The organism is Shewanella nanhaiensis, from assembly GCF_019457885.1.
GTDB lineage: Bacteria > Pseudomonadota > Gammaproteobacteria > Enterobacterales > Shewanellaceae > Shewanella > Shewanella nanhaiensis.
This window is the reverse complement of sequence record NZ_JAHZST010000002.1, coordinates 203,491-222,276: the sequence shown is the minus strand read 5'-3', so window position 1 is coordinate 222,276 and position 18,786 is coordinate 203,491. Positions and strand designations below refer to the sequence as shown.

Here is an 18,786-nt window from a genome sequence, read left to right as displayed (position 1 = left end):
TCACTTAGGGATCGCAAGCCTTAAGAAAAAAACCATATTGCCGATGAGCTATTATGGATAGGAAGAGTAAGTATGGATGAGACAACACATTTAACACCTTGAGTGTTGTGTCTCATCGCTACTTACACTGATAAATATTTTGTGAGAAAAGCCATGTTTTTAAAAGCATCGATAGGTTTTATAGCAAGTTTGCCACGTTCTGCATCGATAATTATCTTGATGCTGCTGGCGCCTTTGTCTAGCCAGGCTGAAACCCAAGCTGTAGATATTTACAGTCAGGAGCAGCTTATTGAGCTTATTCGTAGCAAGCAATATCTGACCCGTGTTGAAGGGGATGATTGCCAGTTAGTCCAGGATATCGAAGCAAGAGCCGAAGTGCTAAAACAGCCGCTCTATCAATATCTCTGGGGTGAGATGTTAAATTATGGCATCTGTGTAAAAGCAAACCCTCCTAGAGGGATGGCACTATTGAGAGATTCAGTGGCTCAAGGCAGTGCCGAGGCGATGGTGAGAATTGCTGAATATTATTATCATGGTACCTTTGTATTCCAAGATAAAGAGCGCGCCGTGCATTATGTGTTACCGGCAGCGGCAAGCGGCGATCTCCCCGCCCGTATGTTGTTAGTGAGACTGTTTGGTGAAGGGTATGGCAGCTACAGAGATTTTGAGCTGGGATACCACTGGCTGTACAACGACGTATTTAGTGATGAGGCGACTAAGAAAGAAGCCTACGAATTATTGAAGGTGCTCGAAGAGAAAATACCACCGAGCATAGTTGCTAAGATAAAGCTGCAACACCTGAAATCCCGATAAATAATACAAATTGATTTGTATTACCCAGATAGTGTTCTGGGCATAAATTTGAGACATTGAATGATCAAAGATCCGCATTTAAAGCGTGAACAAGAAAATTACGAAAACCCAATTCCTAGCCGCGAGTACATTTTAGATTACCTGCGCTCTGAAAAATCACCCCTTAACCGTGAACGCATTGCCGCAGCACTTAAGCTTGAAAGTGAAGAACACATTGAAGCCTTAAGACGTCGACTTCGTGCAATGGAGCGTGACGGTGAGCTTGTCTTTACCCGTGGCCAAGCTTATGGCCTGCCAGAAAGAATGGATCTGTTAACAGGAACCATCATAGGGCACAAAGATGGTTTTGGCTTCCTCAAGCTAGAAGAGGGTGGCGATGACCTCTTTATTAACAACCGTGACATGCTGATGTATTTCCATGGCGATAAGGTATTGGCTCAGAAAGCCGGTGTCGATCGCAAAGGACGTCGTGAAGCCAGAATCGTGCGTTTGGTTCAGCAAAGAGCCGCTGCCTTAGTGGGCCGTTTCCATATGGATTCAGGTATGGCATTTGTTATTGCCGATGATAAGCGCATAACTCAAGAGATATTAATTCCCGATGAGGACCGTCTTGGTGCCCGTCAGGGAGATATTGTTGTACTTGAGCTGACTCGCCGTCCTGGACGCTACGTAAAAGCGGCCGGTAAGGTGACAGAAGTGCTTGGACAGCAGATGGCACCAGGCATGGAGATTGAGATCGCGCTGCGTAACTACGATCTTCCCCATAAATGGTCTGGCCTGATTGAGAAGAAGCTGCGTGCTATTCCCGATGAAGTGACTGAAGATGACAAAAAAGGTCGTGTCGATCTTCGTCAACTACCTTTAGTTACCATAGATGGTGAAGACGCTCGAGATTTCGATGATGCGGTTTATGCAGAGAAGAAAAAGAGTGGCGGCTGGCGTTTATGGGTCGCGATTGCCGATGTGAGCCATTACGTTCGCACCGAATCTGCACTGGATAGAGAAGCGCGTAGTCGTGGTAACTCTGTCTACTTCCCATCGCAAGTGATCCCTATGCTGCCGGAGAAGATCTCTAATGGACTATGTTCATTAATGCCACAAGTTGATCGTCTCTGTATGGTGGCCGAGATGACTATCTCTGCAGCGGGTAAACTGTCAGGTTATAAGTTTTATCCAGCACTGATGCACTCACATGCACGCCTTACTTACACTCAAGTTGCCGATATGCTTGAGGGAGGAGAGGTCAGTGACAAGCTTAAGCCTATCTTCCCGCATCTGCAGACCTTGCAATCTCTGTACTTAACCTTAGATGAGACCCGCGCTGAGCGTGGTGCTATCGCATTTGAAACGACTGAGACCAAGTTTGTCTTTAATGCAGATCGTAAGATCGACAGCATAGTACCGAGTAACCGTAACCAAGCCCACAAGATCATCGAAGAGTGCATGATCTTGGCTAACGTTGCCTCGGCGAAGTTTGTTAAGAAGCATAAAGGCGAAGTGCTTTACCGTGTACATGAATCGCCTTCTGAGCAGAAGCTAACTAACTTCAAGGATTTCCTTAAAGAGCGTGGTTTGACGATGGAGGGAGGCTTAGAGCCAAGCCCTAAAGACTATCAAGCGATTATGGAACAGGTTGCTGACAGGCCCGATGCTGAGCTTATTCAGATCATGCTGCTTCGCTCTATGAAGCAGGCGACCTATACCCCAGATAATGAAGGGCATTTTGGTTTAGCACTTGAAGCATACTCTCACTTTACTTCACCTATTCGCCGTTACCCGGATCTTATTTTACACCGAGTGATCCGTTACTTGCTGGCGAAAGAGCGTGGAGAAGCCAGAGAGAAGTGGACGCCAGATGGTGGTTACAACTATCAGATTGAGGAGTTGGATCTGTTAGGCGAAGAGTGCTCAACCACTGAGCGCCGCGCCGATGAAGCGACTCGTGACGTTAGTGACTGGCTTAAGTGTGAGTTTATGCGCGATCATGTTGGTGATACGTTTGAAGCTGTCATCGCTTCCGTGACTCACTTTGGCATGTTCGTTCGTCTCGATAAGCTGTTTATCGATGGCTTAGTGCATATCTCAAGTCTAGGAAGTGACTACTATCAATATGATAATATGCGTCAGCGTCTTGTGGGCGAAGCTTCAGGTCAAACCTATCAACTGGGCGATTCTGTCACGGTTAAGGTCGCAGGCGTTAATCTTGATGATCGTCAAATTGATCTGATGATGGCGGGCGAAGAGGGCAGATCAAAACGCCCAAGTCGTGGTAAAAAGCCGATGACTGCGAGAGAGCGCGTCAATGCCGAGGGAGCAAAGCTCGCCAAGGCGGATAAGAGTGACAAGCCTAAACGTCGCGGTTCACGCTCAAAGTCTGGTGTAGCTAAAGCCACTGGCGAAAAGAGCTTTAAAACAGATAAAAGCGGTGGAGCCAAGAGCTCTGCAGGTAAAGCAAAGTCAGCAGCGAAGAAGTCGAAGGCGAAAAAGTCTTCAGCAAAGAAAAGTTCGGCTAAGCGCAAAGCTAAAGTCAGTAAGTCGTAGAGTAGAGACAGTATTAGATGAAAAAACAAGATATCACCTTCGGGATCCACGCTGTTGAAGCGGTACTAAAGCATAGCCCTGAAAGAGTTATCGAGATGTGGGTGCAGGCAGGTCGTGATGATCAACGCCTGGCATCACTTCTTCAGATGGCTGCCGAGTATGGTATTTCCGTACAAAAAGCCGCACGTAAAGTATTGGATGACAAGTCAGACAGTGGTCAACACCAAGGGGTTTTAGCCCGTGTAAAAGCGGTGAAACAACTTAATGACAACGATCTACTTTCATTAGTTGAGAAAACAGAAACGCCGTTCTTTTTGATTCTTGATGGCGTGACAGACCCACATAACTTAGGCGCATGCCTACGTAATGCCGATGCCGCGGGTGTGCACGGTGTTATCGTGCCACGTGATAACTCAGTAGGCTTAACACCAACAGTGAGTAAAGTTGCCTGTGGCGCTGCAGAAGTGGTGCCCCTGTTTCAGGTGACGAACCTAGCGCGCACCATGAAGAGTCTACAAGAGAAAGGTGTGTGGATAGTGGGTGCCGCTGGTGAAGCCGATAGCGACCTATACAAGACAGATCTTAAAGGCCCACTGGCGATTGCCATGGGTGCAGAAGATAAAGGTCTACGCCGCTTAACACGTGAGAGTTGCGACTCGATTGCCTCTATCCCTATGGCTGGCTCCGTTTCAAGCTTGAACGTTTCGGTTGCAACCGGTATCTGTTTGTTTGAGGCTGTACGCCAGCGTCTATAGTCGCGAATTCGACTAGGTTAATTTTCTCTGGCTGTCCCGTTAAGTATTAGTCTGCGTTATTGAATGCCGATGTGGAGTAGTCCTCATCGGCATTTTTGTGTCTGGTTATTAGTTACTTGATGGTGGATTGGATGCCGTACCCATATTGGTATTAATCGCCTGCAGCGTGCTAATGTGTAGACACTTCAGCGAGCCGCTGTGAATATATCCCTATACGCTCTGCGATTTCATCCCTGAAATCGAAGCTCGTAGCTGTATCTACACTGGCTGATTTCCAAGAAGGTTACCTCTTCGATTTTACCATTAGCTAAAACGCTATGACCTCTGTGTTATTTTTTAATTTTAGCTCAGCGATGTTCATTGATTTTACTGTTATCTTAGAGTGATAGAAAACTGGCTGCTTGTTTTTATTGCAAGTGTTCTTATTTTGAATTCAGCCTACTCCTATTAGCTATATTTATCGCGAGAGTTAAATGTATAAACCCAATGAACTGAAACAAGACATTACAGGGATCTATAAACGATTCCCAAAGTTACCTACTTACACTAAGAATTTGGAAAACTGGCATGTTGATTACTCAGAAGAAAAGTTGAGGTTAGATAAATGCGCTAGTGGTGAGCGATTTACTTTTAGTCATGCTGATGAAGATATGTGTAAGAAGCTTGGTTTAAAATACGAGCCTAAGCCATATACATGGTTGTCTATGGCAGGAGATTTAAGCTCTTATTCTACTAAAAGGTTTATTGATTCCTATCTAATGTGCTTTAAAGGTGATGCTACGTGGCAAGAGGTTTTTCGTGAAGCGGCAACATATGATTATTGGGCTTTAAGAATGGAATTGATTGAGCACAAATTGGTGCTTGAGCAATTCCTTAAGGGCAAGCGAAAACAAAAACCAGTATCCCATTTAAGAAGTTCGGGAGTTACATTGGGAATATGTATAGCTCTTGGCTGGTTAGAATATGCCAGAGAGCTAAGAGACAAAATTAGTTTCTCTTTAGAGCATGATATGGTCAATGATGGATATGATCATTTTGGCAGGAGGAGGACACAGCATTTTCTAATCAGACTACTTAACTCTCATGATGAAATTTCGGATATTCAGTTAGAAAAAGAAATTAAGTGTGCCTATGACGTTCCAATTTTTAACGAAATTATTGACAATTGGAAGTCGGATGATGCCTTTCAATTGACTGAAAGTATTATCGATTTATGTGATAGGCATACTCATCAATGCCGACAGGATAGTTTCAATAACAATAGGTACTACGACTTTTCGAATTTATCTTTAGAGTACTACTTACCTGTCGAGATTTTGAGTATTTTTAAATTAAGAGAAGAGCGAGGGCTAAATAACCTGCAGATTGATCACAAAATAATGAATACGCCTCTGGCTGGACTTGATGGCAATTTTGAGCCGTACAATAGTGATTTTCTAGATTCTTTATTGTGGTTTGCTAGAGCAGAATGCGGAGAACTATACAAATCAATACCAACTCAGTTAAAAGATACTTGAAACTTGTTATCTGACAAGTCATTAAATTTGTTAGATAGGGCAACACCCTCTCCCCTTAAACTCCAGTCGGCTGATGGAGATATTGATTCCCATTGTTAATCAGTGGGGTATACCAGTTACAACCTGTTTTTTACATTTTAAACCTGTAAAATGGTGTTTGTCGTAACATATGTGCGTTAATGTAGCGCTGTTCGGCAACACCAAATATTCAAAACACCATAAGTAGACATTATGTTTTTTTATATTACAGGGTTAAGTGTACTCATTATTATCTTGTGCGCCGCGCTTTATGTTATCTACCGCAATATGCATAGCGGTCGGGTAAAGAGGGCGAAAGAGTATAATGTGTTATTTGATGAAGACACGGTTGTTGATGAGTTAATCACGCAACTTACCGAGAAGAATCAACATCAAGAAAATGAAGAGAAAACAGCACAAAGTAAAGAGGACATACTGGCGACCTTTATCGACCTACACAGGTCCGGCAGTTTCTGTACTCATTTGAGCGAGGAAGAGATCATCTATTTTGTCAAAAAGAAATTAAACATGGAGAGCAGTACACATGGAGAGTCAAGTGCAAGAGACTAAAGGAAGTTTAGTAAGCCGAATTGGCCGTCGTAATATCATCTTAATTTCGGCATTTCTCACTGTATTAATCGTGATTGCAACCTTAATTTCGCAGATGATCGCTTGGAATGAAGCCGATGAACGACTGGTTCATCAATCGGCGTTTACCGGTAATCTCACTGTGATTAATCAGGCGGGCCCCTATTTTAAAGCCTTTGGTACTGTTTCTGCTTATAACAAGGTGATCTCGATTAACTTCACTGGCGATAGTGCGGCTAAGGCGAGTGCCTTGGTGCCATTAATCCCTATCCGCTTTCTTGATACAACTACTGGTGATGCAAGAGGGGTGGCTCGTTTTAGGCTGCCAGGTAATGTGCCTGCTACTGAGTCGGGGCAGTTAAGAGGCCTGCTTAAAATTCATGAGGAGTTTGGTTCACAAGAAACATTAGTCTCGAACCTGCTACTGCGTGCAACTACAGAGAACGTAAAAGCATCTGCCAGAATGATGTCGGTTGAGCAGCACTACTCTGGTGGTAATGGTCAACTAAGTCAAGATTTCTCAGATCAGCTAGTGAACGGTATTTTTGTTACTGAGCAGATATTTGGTACCAGTAGCAATGAGAAATCTGAGGAGCTGAGTAATCTAAGTAAGCAGCAGCGTGTCACGATCAAGATAAAAGAGGGCAGCAACGGCAAGAAGCTACGTAATGCACCGATCTTAGGGGCTTATGGGATCACAGTCGTTGATGCGAGTATTATCGATATCGACTACGAGAGTAAAGTGAACTCTAGACTTGAGGCACAAAAGCAGGCTGCGGCAGATGAAGCGCTGGCGAGACAAAACCTGAAGAAGGCTGAGCAGCAAGCACGCACCGAAGTGGCGCTGGGTGAGCAGGCTATCGCTAAACAGAGAGCTGAATCTGAAAAGCTAAAGATTAAGGAGCAGATCGATGCTGAAAGGGTTAAGGCCAATGCGATTATCTCGGCACAGCAGCGTGTTGAAGTAAAGGCGCAGTTGGCGTTAGAGCAAGCAGAGATCCTTAAGCAGCAGCGTCTAGAAGCTATGGGGATGGATGTACTTGCTGAAGCGCGTCAACGTGCTAAGTCGGCAGCACTGGATCCTAAATATGTGTTCGATGAAACATTAAAGGCTGAGATAAAAATTCAGACTGCGCTGTTTAACAGTTTAGGCAATAGCCGTTTGGTGCCTGAGATCATGATAGGTGGCGGACAGGGTGAGCAGAGCAATGGCTCTGAGTTTATGCGTTTATTGGCGGCTGATGCAGCACTTAACCTTAAAAAGCGTTTAGAGAAAAAGTAATGACTTGATTTGGCCGAATTAAAAGGCTGATTAGTTTGTTTTACTGGATAATAATGCCATTAGATTTCATTATCTAATGGCATTTTTTATTTAGTTTTTTTACAGCCTACTGGAAGGTGTAGAGTAAGTTAAATGTGGTGATGGTATCTGTCTGCTTAGTGCCTTCTGGCACTACATCAGTGTACTTGACGTTAACGCCTATCTTAAATGCCCAGTCTTGGAAAAGCGTATTCTTGTAGTTCATATCGAGAGTTAACGTGCTGTTGTCTTCACCAGCTTCGGCGGTTAGATCGGCATTTAAACTAGTGTACTCCTGTAGTTTCTGCTCGAACTTTATTGCGGTACGTATGATCACATCGGCATTGGCTTCAGGATCTGGCTCAGCTTCTGTTTCTATGGGCATATTATATCGATAACCTGGGCCTATCTCTAAGCTGAGCTTAGTATCGATATCTGAAATGGCATCGAAACCGTAACCGGTCGATACCGTGGATATTTGAGTGTAACTACCAAATCTGTCAGAGGTGAAGTCACCTCGGCCAAAAACATAGCCGCCCCAGTCACTCTGTAACTTGTAGTTAGACTGTAGCTGAATATCGTACTTCTCGGATGTGGTCTTCTCATCATCTGAGGCGAAGTACGCTTTAAAGGTCGCTTCCTGCTTAGTTTGCTTAGTGTCATAAACCAGTTTAGTTCGACCGTTAAAGCTGCTCGAATCTGTGTTACCTGTATTGAGCTGAAAGCCAGCTTCAATCTCAGCGGTGAAGTCGCTTGGCGGCTCTTGATAATCAGGTGGTACTAAGGCCCAAGCTGTCATGGGGAAAGTTAAAAATAGTACTGCGATAGCTCTAAACATTATTCTTATTCTTACTATTGTTTTTTAATGTGGTGAGGATCTATTTTGGCAAGCCAACATCATACCTACAATGCCGCTTATGGGTAAAGTGATTATCTAAACGATTTAGCTTGAGTTGGTTTGGTTTCTTATGTATCATTCCGCGGCTTAAATCAGTCACTTTAATTAGTTCCTTGCCTCTATTTGGTCTGACTGAGCCAACAACGAGGCTAGATAACCGTAAGGAGCAAAAAATGCGTCATTATGAGATCGTATTTTTGGTTCACCCTGATCAGAGTGAACAAGTACCTGGCATGATTGAGCGTTACACGGGTATTCTTACCCAAGCTGGCGGTCAAATCCATCGTTTAGAAGATTGGGGCCGTCGTCAACTGGCTTACCCAATAATCGAACTGCATAAAGCTCACTATGTTCTTATGAACGTAGAAGCAACTGCTGAGTCGGTTGAAGAACTTGAGACAGCTTTCCGTTTCAACGACGCTGTACTGCGTAACATGGTTATGCGTACTAAAGCTGCTATCACTGAAGCATCTCCAATGGCTAAAGCTAAAGACGAGCGTGATTCACGCCGTGCTAGCGAAGGCGAGCGTCGTAGTGCGCCAGCTGAAGCAACTGAAGAAGTTACAGAAGCCGCTGAAAAAACAGCTGAGTAAGTTTTTTTGTGGCCACAAACCATTTGGTGTTATCGGGAACCATTACGCGTTCTAGAAGCTTTCATAGCCCATCAGGCATCGCACATAGTGTGATCATGTTGGAACACAAATCTCAGTGTTATGAAGCAGAGATGCTTCGAAACGTATACTGTCAGATGCAAGTGATTTTTAGTGGCGAACGCTTTGAAAGCGTTACAGATAAACTGAAAATTGGTGTGGATATCGAAGTGCAAGGCTTTATCGCTCTTCAACAGAGTCGAAATGGTCAAAACCGTTTGGTATTACACGCTGAAAATGTCGAATTGAAAACTTAGGAGACTGTCACATGGCACGTTATTTCCGTCGTCGCAAGTTCTGCCGTTTCACTGCAGAAGGTGTTACCGAGATCGATTACAAAGATATCGTTACTTTGAAGAACTATATCACTGAAAGTGGTAAAATTGTTCCAAGTCGTATCACTGGTACAAATGCTAAATATCAACGTCAACTAGCTCGCGCTATTAAGCGTGCTCGTTATCTTTCTCTACTGCCGTACACTGATTTACATCAGTAATACGCAACAATTTAGAGGAATTAATAATGAACGTTATTTTACTTGATAAAATCGCTAACCTAGGAAATCTAGGTGACCAAGTTGCAGTTAAAGCTGGTTACGCACGTAACTTCCTTCTGCCACAAGGTAAGGCTGTTGTTGCTAATGCTGCTAACACTGAAGTTTTTGAAGCACGTCGTGCTGAACTAGAAGCTAAGTTAGCTGCTGATCTAGCGGTTGCTACTGAGCGCGCTGATAAAATCAACGCACTTGAGTCTGTTGTTATCGCTTCTAAAGCTGGTGACGAAGGCAAGCTATTCGGTTCAATTGGTAACCGTGATATCGCTGATGCAGTTACAGCTGCTGGTGTTGAACTTGCTAAGAGCGAAGTTCGTCTTCCACTAGGTGCTTTACGTACTACTGGTGAATTCGAAGTTGAAGTTCAGGTTCACACTGAAGTTAAAGCTATTGTTAAGCTTTCTGTTGTTGCAGAAGACTAATATTAGTTTAAAGCCGAGTGTTAATGCTTAGGCGTTGAGACGAAGCTTTAAAAGAGAACACCGCACTAATCTAATTAGGCGGTGTTTTTTTATGTCTGTAGTAAACTGAGTTACGAGCATTAATTTGATACTCGCAGCTTTCTTTGCTTTGTCTAGCAGCTGACGTAGTCAGCGATCTCGAAGGGCAGAGCTCTAGTAGCCACGTAGTGGCGTTCTCGCAGCTATGCAGTAGGAGCCAGGGCCTAAGATCTAGACCTTAGCTCTTTTCAAACTTAATTCCTGACTAGCTCCAACTCTTCAATCAGATTATCAGCATGGTCGACTTCATCCATCATCCAGAGGATGTAGCGAATATCGACGTGGACAGCCCGTGTAATAATTGGGTTGAAGAACCAGTCCTTGGTGATCGCCTCATAGGTAGAGTCGAAGTTAAGTCCTACCAGTTCACCTTTTCCATTAAATACGGGGGAGCCTGAGTTGCCACCTGTGGTATCGACACTGGAGAGGAAGTTGACTGGCACTGAGTTGAACTCTTCAGGCTTATCAAGGCATGAGAAGAGTTTACAGAGCCAGCTGCTTGGGTCTTCAATGACTGAGGCGACCTTATGGCTTCCGTAACGCTGCTCTTTAATGGCATCTAACACCTTCTTAGGCGCATTGAAGGGTTCAATACCTGTATGCTTGGCAGCGATCCCTTCGAGTCGGGTGAATGGTTGCTTATAGAGAGCATCACGTGATTGATAACCATCGACCATGCCGTAGGTGATACGCAGGGTGCCGTTAGCATCTGGATAAACAGGCCAACCTTTGGCTGTGTTATAGGCGATAATGGCTTTCATAAAATCAGGTCTGGCTTGAGAAAGTTCACCCAGAAGTGTCTTGTTCTCTTTCTCTTGAGCCATATTGGTTTGGTAGAGTGTGACCGCGAGTCTGATAAAAGGATCTGAGCTGGTTTCAAATGCGTTGGCATCGGCATCTACCCAAGCCAGACGTTTCTCTTGGTTTGTTAAAGAGGTAAGGGCGTAGAGGCCATCGAGTCTATCGGATAGACTTGAGCTTCCCTCCTCATTGAGCATCTTATCTAAGGCGGCAACACGGTGCTCTTGGGCCATATAAGCTTCTAAGTCTTGCTGCCAAAGTGTTTTATCAACAGAGACATCAAAGCTGGAGTCGATGCGCTTTAGGCGCGCTTTGAACATCTTCATATCGCGCTCTTGATAGCCCTCTTCACGTTCGCTATCGGGCTTACTCCTCTCTTTTGCTAAGCGATACAGTTTATTGGCTGCATTAAGTAGATCACTCGATTGGGCATTGTTGAAGTAGTGACGGCTTTGCATGCCGACACGTTTTCTCTCTAATAGAGTTTCAAGTTGATCGAATTGAGTGCGGTATGACTGATAGGTGCTATCGCCAGCGAGCCAAGTTAGAAAGTCATCTTCACGGCTCTGTTTAATGCCTATGATATCGGTGGCTTTGAATCCATCTAGCAAACCATTATATTTCTTCATGCGGTTGGCCATTGACGCCAAAGTGCCCGCATATTTTATGGCGATATCACTGTCTGCCTCACCCATCGCCTTGATGGTGTCTATTCGTAATTGATAGCGCTCGGCCGATGTTGGATAGAGCCAGTCACTGGCAAATTTAAGTTCACTGGTTAAGCGGTAACGGCTGGTAGAACCGGGATAGCCTGCAACAAATACGCCGTCACCCGCTTTAACGCCATCGGCATTAATCTTAAGGTAGCTTTTAGGTGTGAAGGGCACATTCTCTGTTGAGTAGGCGGCAGGCTTGCCATCTTTACCAACATAAGCACGAAGGAAGGTAAAATCGCCAGAGTGGCGGGGGTACTCATAGTTGTCGATATCTCCGCCAAAAGCCCCCACACTGTTTGGCGGCGCATAGACGAGGCGAACATCTCGAATGATTAGCTGCTTGATGAGATAATATTCGAGTCCGCTATGAAAGCTGCGAACCGAGCAGCGGTAGTTTTCATCGCTCTCACACTCTTTAATGAGTGCTTTACGTTTAGATTGGATCTCTTCATATCGAATTAAGGGAGCTTGGCTTAATCCTTGGGTTATCTGTGCTGATACATCGGTTACCGCTTCGGTAATGTAGAGGCGCTCGTTAGGGCCTGCACTTGGCTCCTGCTCTTTACCCTTGGCTAAAAAGCCATTAGCGATGTAATTATGTTCTTTTTTGCTGTTATATTGGATAGCGCGATATGCACAGTGATGGTTTGTGACAACTAAGCCTTGGGGTGATACGAAACTGGCGGTACAATACCCGAGTCCGACAACTGCGTTCATCGGGTATTGAGTAAGATCGGCAAGCTGCTTAGCTGGGATCTTAATGCCACGCTCACTGAGTTTATCGGCGATGGATGGCATCTGATAAGGTTGCCACTGGCCCTCATCCGCGGATGCGTCACTCGATGCCAATACGACACCAGATGACAGCAAGAGTGCTGAGATCAATGCATTGCGCATGTTCTTTCCTTGTTTTAGTTGTTGTATGGATGGGAACATAAGGTTCCTTTTGCTTGACTCAGTTTTATACCATATTTTGCTTAACCGTTGGGAATTTGGAGATTAAATGTCACAACAAGGTGCCTTCAAGGCCAAAAAGAAGCCTAGAGATATCCAGATGGATGCACTCAAAATGCCGCCGCATTCATTAGAAGCGGAGCAGTCTGTACTGGGTGGACTCATGCTCGATTCCGATGCCTGGGATCGAGTGGCCGAAGCGGTTGTGGCGGAAGATTTCTATTCACGCTCTCATCGAATGATCTTCAATGCGATGGAAGCCTTGATTGCTGCTGGTCAACCTTTGGATTTGATCACCGTTTCTGAGCAGTTAGAGGTTGAAGATCAACTTGAAGAGGCAGGCGGTTTCGCTTATTTAGGTGAGATTGCTAAGAACACGCCAAGTGCGGGCAACATTCTCTCCTACGGTGACATTGTTCGTGAGCGAGCGGTGGTTCGCGACATGATTAAGGTTGCCAATGAAATAGCCGATGCGGGTTTTAACCCGGAGGGGCGTAATTCAAGTGAACTGCTCGACCTTGCCGAAACCAAAGTCTTTAAGATTGCCGAATCTCGTGCCAATGCCAATGAAGGTCCCGAAGGGATCAAGGTGATCCTCGAAAAGACAGTGGATAAGATTGAAGAACTCTATAACAACCCAACTGGTGGTGTTACAGGGGTTTCCAGCGGCTTCAATGATCTCGATAAGATGACAGCGGGTTTCCAATCTGGTGACTTGATTATTGTGGCTGCTCGTCCATCTATGGGTAAAACCACCTTTGCGATGAACCTGTGTGAAGCCGCAGCTCTTAATGAAGACAAACCTGTGCTTATTTTCAGTCTGGAGATGCCTTCAGAACAGATCATGATGCGTATGTTGGCCTCATTGGGCCGAGTCGACCAAACTAAAATTCGTACTGGTCAGCTCGATGATGATGATTGGGCGCGAGTATCATCCACCATGGGGATCATGCTGGAACAGGGCAAGATGTATATCGATGATGGCTCAGGTTTAACCCCGACGGAAGTCCGAAGTCGTGCTAGGCGAATTGCCCGTGAATATGGTGGTTTGTCTATGATCATGATCGATTACCTTCAGTTGATGCAGGTTCCCGCGTTAAAAGACAACCGTACCTTAGAGATCTCCGAGATCTCCCGCTCGCTTAAGGCGCTTGCTAAGGAGCTGGAGATCCCAGTCATTGCACTGTCTCAGCTTAACCGCTCATTGGAGCAACGTGCGGATAAACGCCCAGTAAACTCGGATCTTCGTGAATCTGGAGCGATTGAGCAAGATGCCGACCTCATCATGTTTATCTATCGTGATGAGGTTTATAATGATGATTCTGAACATAAAGGTGTTGCTGAGATTATTATTGGTAAGCAACGTAATGGCCCTATTGGCCGCGTACCTTTAACTTTCCAAGGTCAGTTTTCTCGTTTTGACAATTATGCAGGTCCGCAGTTTGAAGAAGATTAAGGTTATGGCTTGAAACCCTTTCCCCGTGCAGAGATCAGTGCGCAAGCATTAAAAAATAATTTATCGCGCCTTCGGCAAATTGCGCCCAATAGCAGTGTTATGGCGGTGGTGAAAGCGAATGGTTATGGCCATGGTTTACTCAATGTCGCTAGCTGCCTTACCGAGGCTGATGGTTTCGGCCTTGCTCGCCTAGAGGAAGCGCTAGCGTTAAGAGCGGGTGGTGTGAAGGCTAAACTTGTTTTGCTGGAAGGTTTTTTCAGGCAGGTGGATCTCACTACCTTGGTTGAGCACGGTATCGATACCGTTATCCATAACGAAGTGCAGCTGGAGATGTTGGAAAATGCTCCCCTCTCTAAACCTGTCACGGTATGGTTAAAGTTAGATTCTGGTATGCACAGGCTTGGCTTTACGCCTGAGCAGTTTGCGCAGGTCTATGCCCGCCTTGAAGCGTGTCCTCAAGTGGCCAAACCTATCAATATTATGTCTCATTTTGCCTGCGCCGATGAACCTGATAATCCGATGACACAGGAGCAGTTACAGGTTTTTGAGGCGTTGACAAAAAATTCACAAGGTTACCGTACACTGGCAAACTCTGCCGGGACTCTATATTGGCCTGATAGCCAAGCTGATTGGATAAGGCCCGGTATTGCACTTTATGGTGTTTCTCCCGTAATTGGGGATCTTGGACGTAATCATGGTTTAGAACCTGCCATGAAGCTTGTGTCTCAGCTCATTGCAGTTAGAGAACATAAAGCGGGTCAACCTGTTGGTTATGGCTGTTTTTGGCATGCAGAAGCCGATACTCGATTGGGGGTCGTCGCAATCGGCTATGGTGACGGTTATCCCCGCAATGCACCAGAAGGTACTCCTGTTTGGGTTAATGGCCGCCGTGTTCCTGTCGTGGGACGAGTCTCTATGGATATGTTGACGGTGGACCTTGGTATCGATGCTACGGATAGTATTGGCGATGATGTCGTTTTGTGGGGAAGAGAGTTACCCGTTGAAGAGGTGGCTGAACATATTGGCACGATTGCCTATGAGTTGGTCACTAAGCTCACTCCTAGAGTAGCTGTTTGCTTAGACTAGCAAAATACAAATAAGTCGTTTATTTAGACATACCTATCTTCTTAGTCGTATCAATTTTATAGGTCTATTACCTATTATTGAGTGGAAGTTGTGCTGAAAAAAATAATAAATTACCGAATGATATTGGCGCTTTATTGCGCCTTTAATTTGTCGCCTTCTCAAGCTACTGAGTCAGAGAGCCCCAATTCTGATGCTTTGCTAGGTTCTATTGTCGAGATTGAGCACCCCCCTTCACAATACGATGAGAAAAGAGAGTATAAAGCGGACTTTGTAGCCGTTCCTTTCATCTTTTCTACTGAAACCTTAAGCACTACCATAGGTGGTGCCGGGGTGCTTAAGCATGCCGGACAGGCACAAGCTTCTTTATTGGGAATTGGTCTCTACAGTAAGAATGACAGCTGGCTAACATACTTAGGTGCCTACAACTATCAACTGCCTAGTTTAGATCGATGGCTATTTTCTGCTGAATACTATAGAGCGAGCTATAAACAAGGGATCTACTTTGTGCCTAATGGCGAAGAGCCACACCATAATGTAGGACTGCCGACAGATAAGGTTGTGACTGTCGGCGATGAAACCTACGCTAAGTTACATTTTAAGTATGTGTTGCCATGGGGGAGAGGCTCACAGGGGGCTGCTAGAAGCCTGCTTCCTAGAGGGGGAGCTATTAGCTGGGATCCTAGAGAGTCAGGTGTATCGAGCATAACCTTAACCCCCTTTATTCAAACCCAAGATTTAACAGGGTTTGATGAGCTTCCGACCAAGGCACAAGGGCTCAAATTAAAGCTGGATTGGGATAACAGAGACAATGGTAAAAATAGCCATAGCGGCGGTCGCACCAGTTTTACCTTGAGCCGAGATTTTGGTGGAGACTCAGGGAGAAACGCTAATGATCGCCAAAGCTGGACAACCTGGGAGTTTGAGCAGAGTGCTTTTCTTTCGCTGGGAAATAGCAGCTGGTTCGAGCAGCAAACGTTAGCTCTCAACCTGTATTTAGCTGATACACCAACTTGGAATGATGGGGATCATATATCCGGTGAGTATCATCGACCTCCCTCTTTTGCTGGAGTAAGTTTAGGCGGTTTCGATAGCCTGCGGGGTTATTCCAGTGATGAGTTTGTGGGGCGAAGTGCAGTATTATATTCTGCAGAATATAGAATGCAGCCGAAGTGGCAGCCACTACAAAGCTTACCTGTGTTTAATCTATATAATGTCCCTTGGTGGCAGTGGGTTGTGTTTGCAGAAACTGGACAGGTGAGTGACAAGTTTAGCTTCAATGAGTTGCATCGAGATATGAAGTGGACTTTAGGGGCAGGGGTTCGATTTGAAGTTGAAAGTGTGGTGGTGAGAACTGAGTTTGCTTACAGTGGTGAGGAAAGCCAGTTTTGGGTTATGGTTAATCAACCCTTTTAAGTTACTCCCTCTTTAAATACTGAGGCACCTCTTATTGAGTCATTAAGATTCGGGAGTGGCCTCATCTTTGGCACTGTCTTTACTATCAGCTTCACTAACGTCAGCTTTAGTGTCACTTTCTGTCTCCTCATTTTCGGCTTCATTTGACTCTGCATCAGCTGAAGCTGCTTCTGGTGCTTTACTGACATCTTCGAAACAGATCTCGATATAAGCGGCGCCATGTGGACTGGTAAAAGGCATGATAATTTTTTTACCGTTGGCTTTATGAGAGATGGTGTGGCCAATTCCCGATACGACAACTGGGGTAGCCATGTCAAATTCATACCCTTTATCGCCTAGCTTATTTTTAGCGCCTCCTGTTACCATGTTTGTTATTTCGCCAACAAGGTCTGTGATCTCCTCGTTCATCATACCTGGGTTCTCCCCCAGCATATTTTGCATGATCTCTAGAATAAGGTTGAGCTCGAAGGTGATAGAGAGTGAGCCTTTTGTCTGTGGGCCTACCATACCAATAAGGCCTGAAACATCTCCTTTAGCTAGGTTCCCCTGTTTTAATCCAGGTTTACCCGGTGTTAACTGCATATTGGCCATGGTAGAGATGACGTTAATTAACGACTCAAGAAAAGGGTTGATAAAATTAACATTCATATATTCATTATCCCCTGGCAAAAAATGGTATGGCGATGATAGTGATACTTTGTAGCTACTCTAGTAAAGGTTAGGCTATTTTGGACTAGAGTTCAGCTTTAAAGTTGTATTCTGTAATGAAAAGTAGTGCGGTAAAATCACCCTCTTATGCTAAAAAGCAAATACTAATCGGCTGAGAAGGAGCTTGTAACAGCCTTTGGCGGCAGTAGGTAATGACTGAAGTTTAGATGGCAGTAGCGGGGGAATCCGCTGTGCATTTCTCCTCCGTCAGTGTAAAATGCGCGGCTATGCTCGCTGTGCCCTGTTTATTTATTGGTTAGTCATATGTCGTCGCAAAACACAAAATCACCAGCAAAACCTCTCAACCGCACCTTCTCAATCGCGCCCATGCTCGATTGGACCGATCGTCACTATCGTTATCTCGCTCGTTTGATGTCAGCAGAACTGCTTCTTTATACTGAGATGGTCACCACTGGCGCTATTATTCATGGTAAGGGGGATTACCTAGCGTATAACGAAGAGGAGCACCCTTTAGCCCTGCAATTAGGTGGTTCTAATCCAGATGATTTAGCAATTTGTGCCAAACAGGCTGTAGAGCGAGGCTATGATGAGATCAACTTGAATGTTGGTTGTCCTTCAGATCGTGTACAGAGTGGGCGTTTTGGTGCTTGCCTGATGGCTGAACCTTCATTAGTGGCTGAATGTGTGACGGCTATGCGCGCAGTGGCTGATATTCCGGTAACCGTAAAGACGCGTATTGGTATCGATGAGCAAGACAGTTATGAGTTTTTAACTGAGTTTGTAGAAACGGTACGAGGTGCTGGTTGTGACACTTTTATTGTTCATGCGAGAAAAGCTTGGTTGCAGGGATTAAGTCCAAAAGAGAATCGTGAGATCCCACCACTGGATTACGATAGAGTATATCGGCTTAAGCGTGATTACCCTGATTTAAGTATCTCTATTAATGGCGGTGTGAAGTCATTAGAGGAGTGTAAGGCTCATTTGGCAAAATTAGATGGCGTGATGGTTGGGCGTGAAGCGTATCAAAACCCCTATATTTTGGCCGAGGTCGATCAGCAGCTTTGTGGGTTAGATAAACCTGTGTTAAGCCGAGATGCTGTTTTAGAGAAATTTATTCCCTATATAGAGAAACATCTGCAAGCAGGTGGTCGTTTGAACCATATTACTCGCCATATGACAGGGTTGTTTCAAGGGGAAGTAGGCTCTAGGAGCTGGAGACGCTATATTAGTGAAAATGCTCATAAGCCTGGTGCAGGTATAGAAGTCATTGAACAAGCAAGAAAAAATATGATTTCTTGAGTACAGTTATTCAATAAGAACCGCTAATAAAGGCGGTTTTTTTGTTTTTATCTCCATTTATCTTGCAATCATCTTACTTACTTGGTGAATTTCACTAGCCCATAGTGAAATTCACTAAAACCTAAATAATCTCAGTTGCAACTTTGTTTTTCATGCTCCTTACATGTGATATTTGTTGTTACTTTACAGTTGTTTACCTTGTTATCAAAAAGTTGGCACGCTCCTCGCAGTACCTTCTATGTCAAAGAGTTAATCACTC

16 protein-coding genes and 1 pseudogene are annotated in these 18,786 nt (G+C 44.8%); 14 read left to right on the top strand and 3 right to left on the bottom strand.

Features of this window, described 5'->3' with window-relative positions:
* Positions 1-219: 219 nt before the first annotated feature.
* The 6 genes from K0625_RS03250 to K0625_RS03225 all read left to right on the top strand — a co-directional run bounded on the left by K0625_RS03250 (position 220) and on the right by K0625_RS03225 (position 7,514).
* Positions 220-813 (top strand): tetratricopeptide repeat protein, encoded by a 594-nt coding sequence (locus tag K0625_RS03250; RefSeq protein WP_438944487.1) that lies wholly within the window; start codon positions 220-222, stop codon positions 811-813.
* A 60-nt stretch (positions 814-873) separates the two neighbouring features.
* Positions 874-3,354: a ribonuclease R gene (rnr, locus tag K0625_RS03245; RefSeq protein WP_220108350.1), complete on the top strand. Its 2,481-nt coding sequence runs from the start codon at positions 874-876 to the stop codon at positions 3,352-3,354.
* A 17-nt stretch (positions 3,355-3,371) separates the two neighbouring features.
* On the top strand, positions 3,372-4,109 hold the full coding sequence (gene rlmB / locus K0625_RS03240; protein WP_012326800.1) for a 23S rRNA (guanosine(2251)-2'-O)-methyltransferase RlmB: 738 nt from the start codon (positions 3,372-3,374) through the stop codon (positions 4,107-4,109).
* Between the two features lie 473 nt (positions 4,110-4,582).
* A complete protein-coding gene (locus K0625_RS03235) occupies positions 4,583-5,626 on the top strand; it encodes a hypothetical protein (protein WP_220108349.1) in 1,044 nt (347 codons plus the stop codon).
* 231 nt (positions 5,627-5,857) lie between these two features.
* Positions 5,858-6,214 carry a methanolan biosynthesis protein EpsI gene (locus K0625_RS03230; protein WP_220108348.1) on the top strand — a complete coding sequence of 119 codons (357 nt, stop codon included), beginning with the start codon at positions 5,858-5,860 and terminating at the stop codon, positions 6,212-6,214.
* Positions 6,189-7,514, top strand: coding sequence for an SPFH domain-containing protein (locus K0625_RS03225; protein WP_220108347.1), 1,326 nt, complete (start codon positions 6,189-6,191; stop codon positions 7,512-7,514). Before K0625_RS03230 ends, K0625_RS03225 begins: the two co-directional genes overlap by 26 nt.
* A gap of 106 nt (positions 7,515-7,620) precedes the next feature.
* On the opposite strand, the gene K0625_RS03220 is transcribed toward K0625_RS03225, so the two are convergent.
* The gene (locus K0625_RS03220) at positions 7,621-8,370 is read right to left on the bottom strand and encodes a DUF481 domain-containing protein (protein ID WP_012326797.1); all 750 of its coding nucleotides are present in this window, start codon (positions 8,368-8,370) and stop codon (positions 7,621-7,623) included.
* Positions 8,371-8,603: 233 nt separating this feature from the next.
* Here K0625_RS03220 and rpsF point away from each other — a divergent pair, with 233 nt between their 5' ends.
* From rpsF to rplI, 4 genes are read left to right on the top strand one after another with little or no spacing between them, the layout of a single operon-like run.
* On the top strand, positions 8,604-9,023 hold the full coding sequence (gene rpsF / locus K0625_RS03215) for a 30S ribosomal protein S6 (RefSeq protein WP_012326796.1): 420 nt from the start codon (positions 8,604-8,606) through the stop codon (positions 9,021-9,023).
* 8 nt (positions 9,024-9,031) lie between these two features.
* Positions 9,032-9,337, top strand: a complete 306-nt coding sequence (gene priB, locus K0625_RS03210; protein WP_220108346.1) for a primosomal replication protein N — start codon at positions 9,032-9,034, stop codon at positions 9,335-9,337.
* Between the two features lie 11 nt (positions 9,338-9,348).
* Positions 9,349-9,576, top strand: a complete 228-nt coding sequence (gene rpsR / locus K0625_RS03205) for a 30S ribosomal protein S18 (RefSeq protein WP_005497284.1) — start codon at positions 9,349-9,351, stop codon at positions 9,574-9,576.
* Positions 9,577-9,602: 26 nt separating this feature from the next.
* The gene (gene rplI, locus K0625_RS03200; protein WP_012326794.1) at positions 9,603-10,055 is read left to right on the top strand and encodes a 50S ribosomal protein L9; all 453 of its coding nucleotides are present in this window, start codon (positions 9,603-9,605) and stop codon (positions 10,053-10,055) included.
* 272 nt (positions 10,056-10,327) lie between these two features.
* Here the strand turns inward: rplI and K0625_RS03195 are convergent, their stop codons facing one another.
* Complete coding sequence (locus K0625_RS03195; RefSeq protein WP_220108345.1) at positions 10,328-12,547, bottom strand: S46 family peptidase; 2,220 nt, start codon at positions 12,545-12,547, stop codon at positions 10,328-10,330.
* A 106-nt stretch (positions 12,548-12,653) separates the two neighbouring features.
* On the opposite strand from K0625_RS03195, the gene dnaB reads away from it, so the two are divergent.
* The 3 genes from dnaB (at position 12,654) to K0625_RS03180 (ending at position 16,559) form a co-directional block, all read left to right on the top strand.
* The gene (dnaB, locus tag K0625_RS03190) at positions 12,654-14,060 is read left to right on the top strand and encodes a replicative DNA helicase (protein ID WP_220108344.1); all 1,407 of its coding nucleotides are present in this window, start codon (positions 12,654-12,656) and stop codon (positions 14,058-14,060) included.
* Between the two features lie 9 nt (positions 14,061-14,069).
* Positions 14,070-15,146 (top strand): alanine racemase, encoded by a 1,077-nt coding sequence (alr, locus tag K0625_RS03185; RefSeq protein ID WP_220108343.1) that lies wholly within the window; start codon positions 14,070-14,072, stop codon positions 15,144-15,146.
* Between the two features lie 90 nt (positions 15,147-15,236).
* A complete protein-coding gene (locus tag K0625_RS03180; RefSeq protein WP_220108342.1) occupies positions 15,237-16,559 on the top strand; it encodes a BamA/TamA family outer membrane protein in 1,323 nt (440 codons plus the stop codon).
* Between the two features lie 186 nt (positions 16,560-16,745).
* Here K0625_RS03180 and K0625_RS03175 read toward each other — a convergent pair.
* Positions 16,746-17,207: pseudogene (locus K0625_RS03175) on the bottom strand (chemotaxis protein CheX); the annotation flags it as partial.
* Positions 17,208-17,531: 324 nt separating this feature from the next.
* On the opposite strand from K0625_RS03175, the gene dusA reads away from it, so the two are divergent.
* Positions 17,532-18,527 (top strand): tRNA dihydrouridine(20/20a) synthase DusA, encoded by a 996-nt coding sequence (gene dusA, locus K0625_RS03170; protein ID WP_220108340.1) that lies wholly within the window; start codon positions 17,532-17,534, stop codon positions 18,525-18,527.
* Positions 18,528-18,786: the final 259 nt, after the last annotated feature.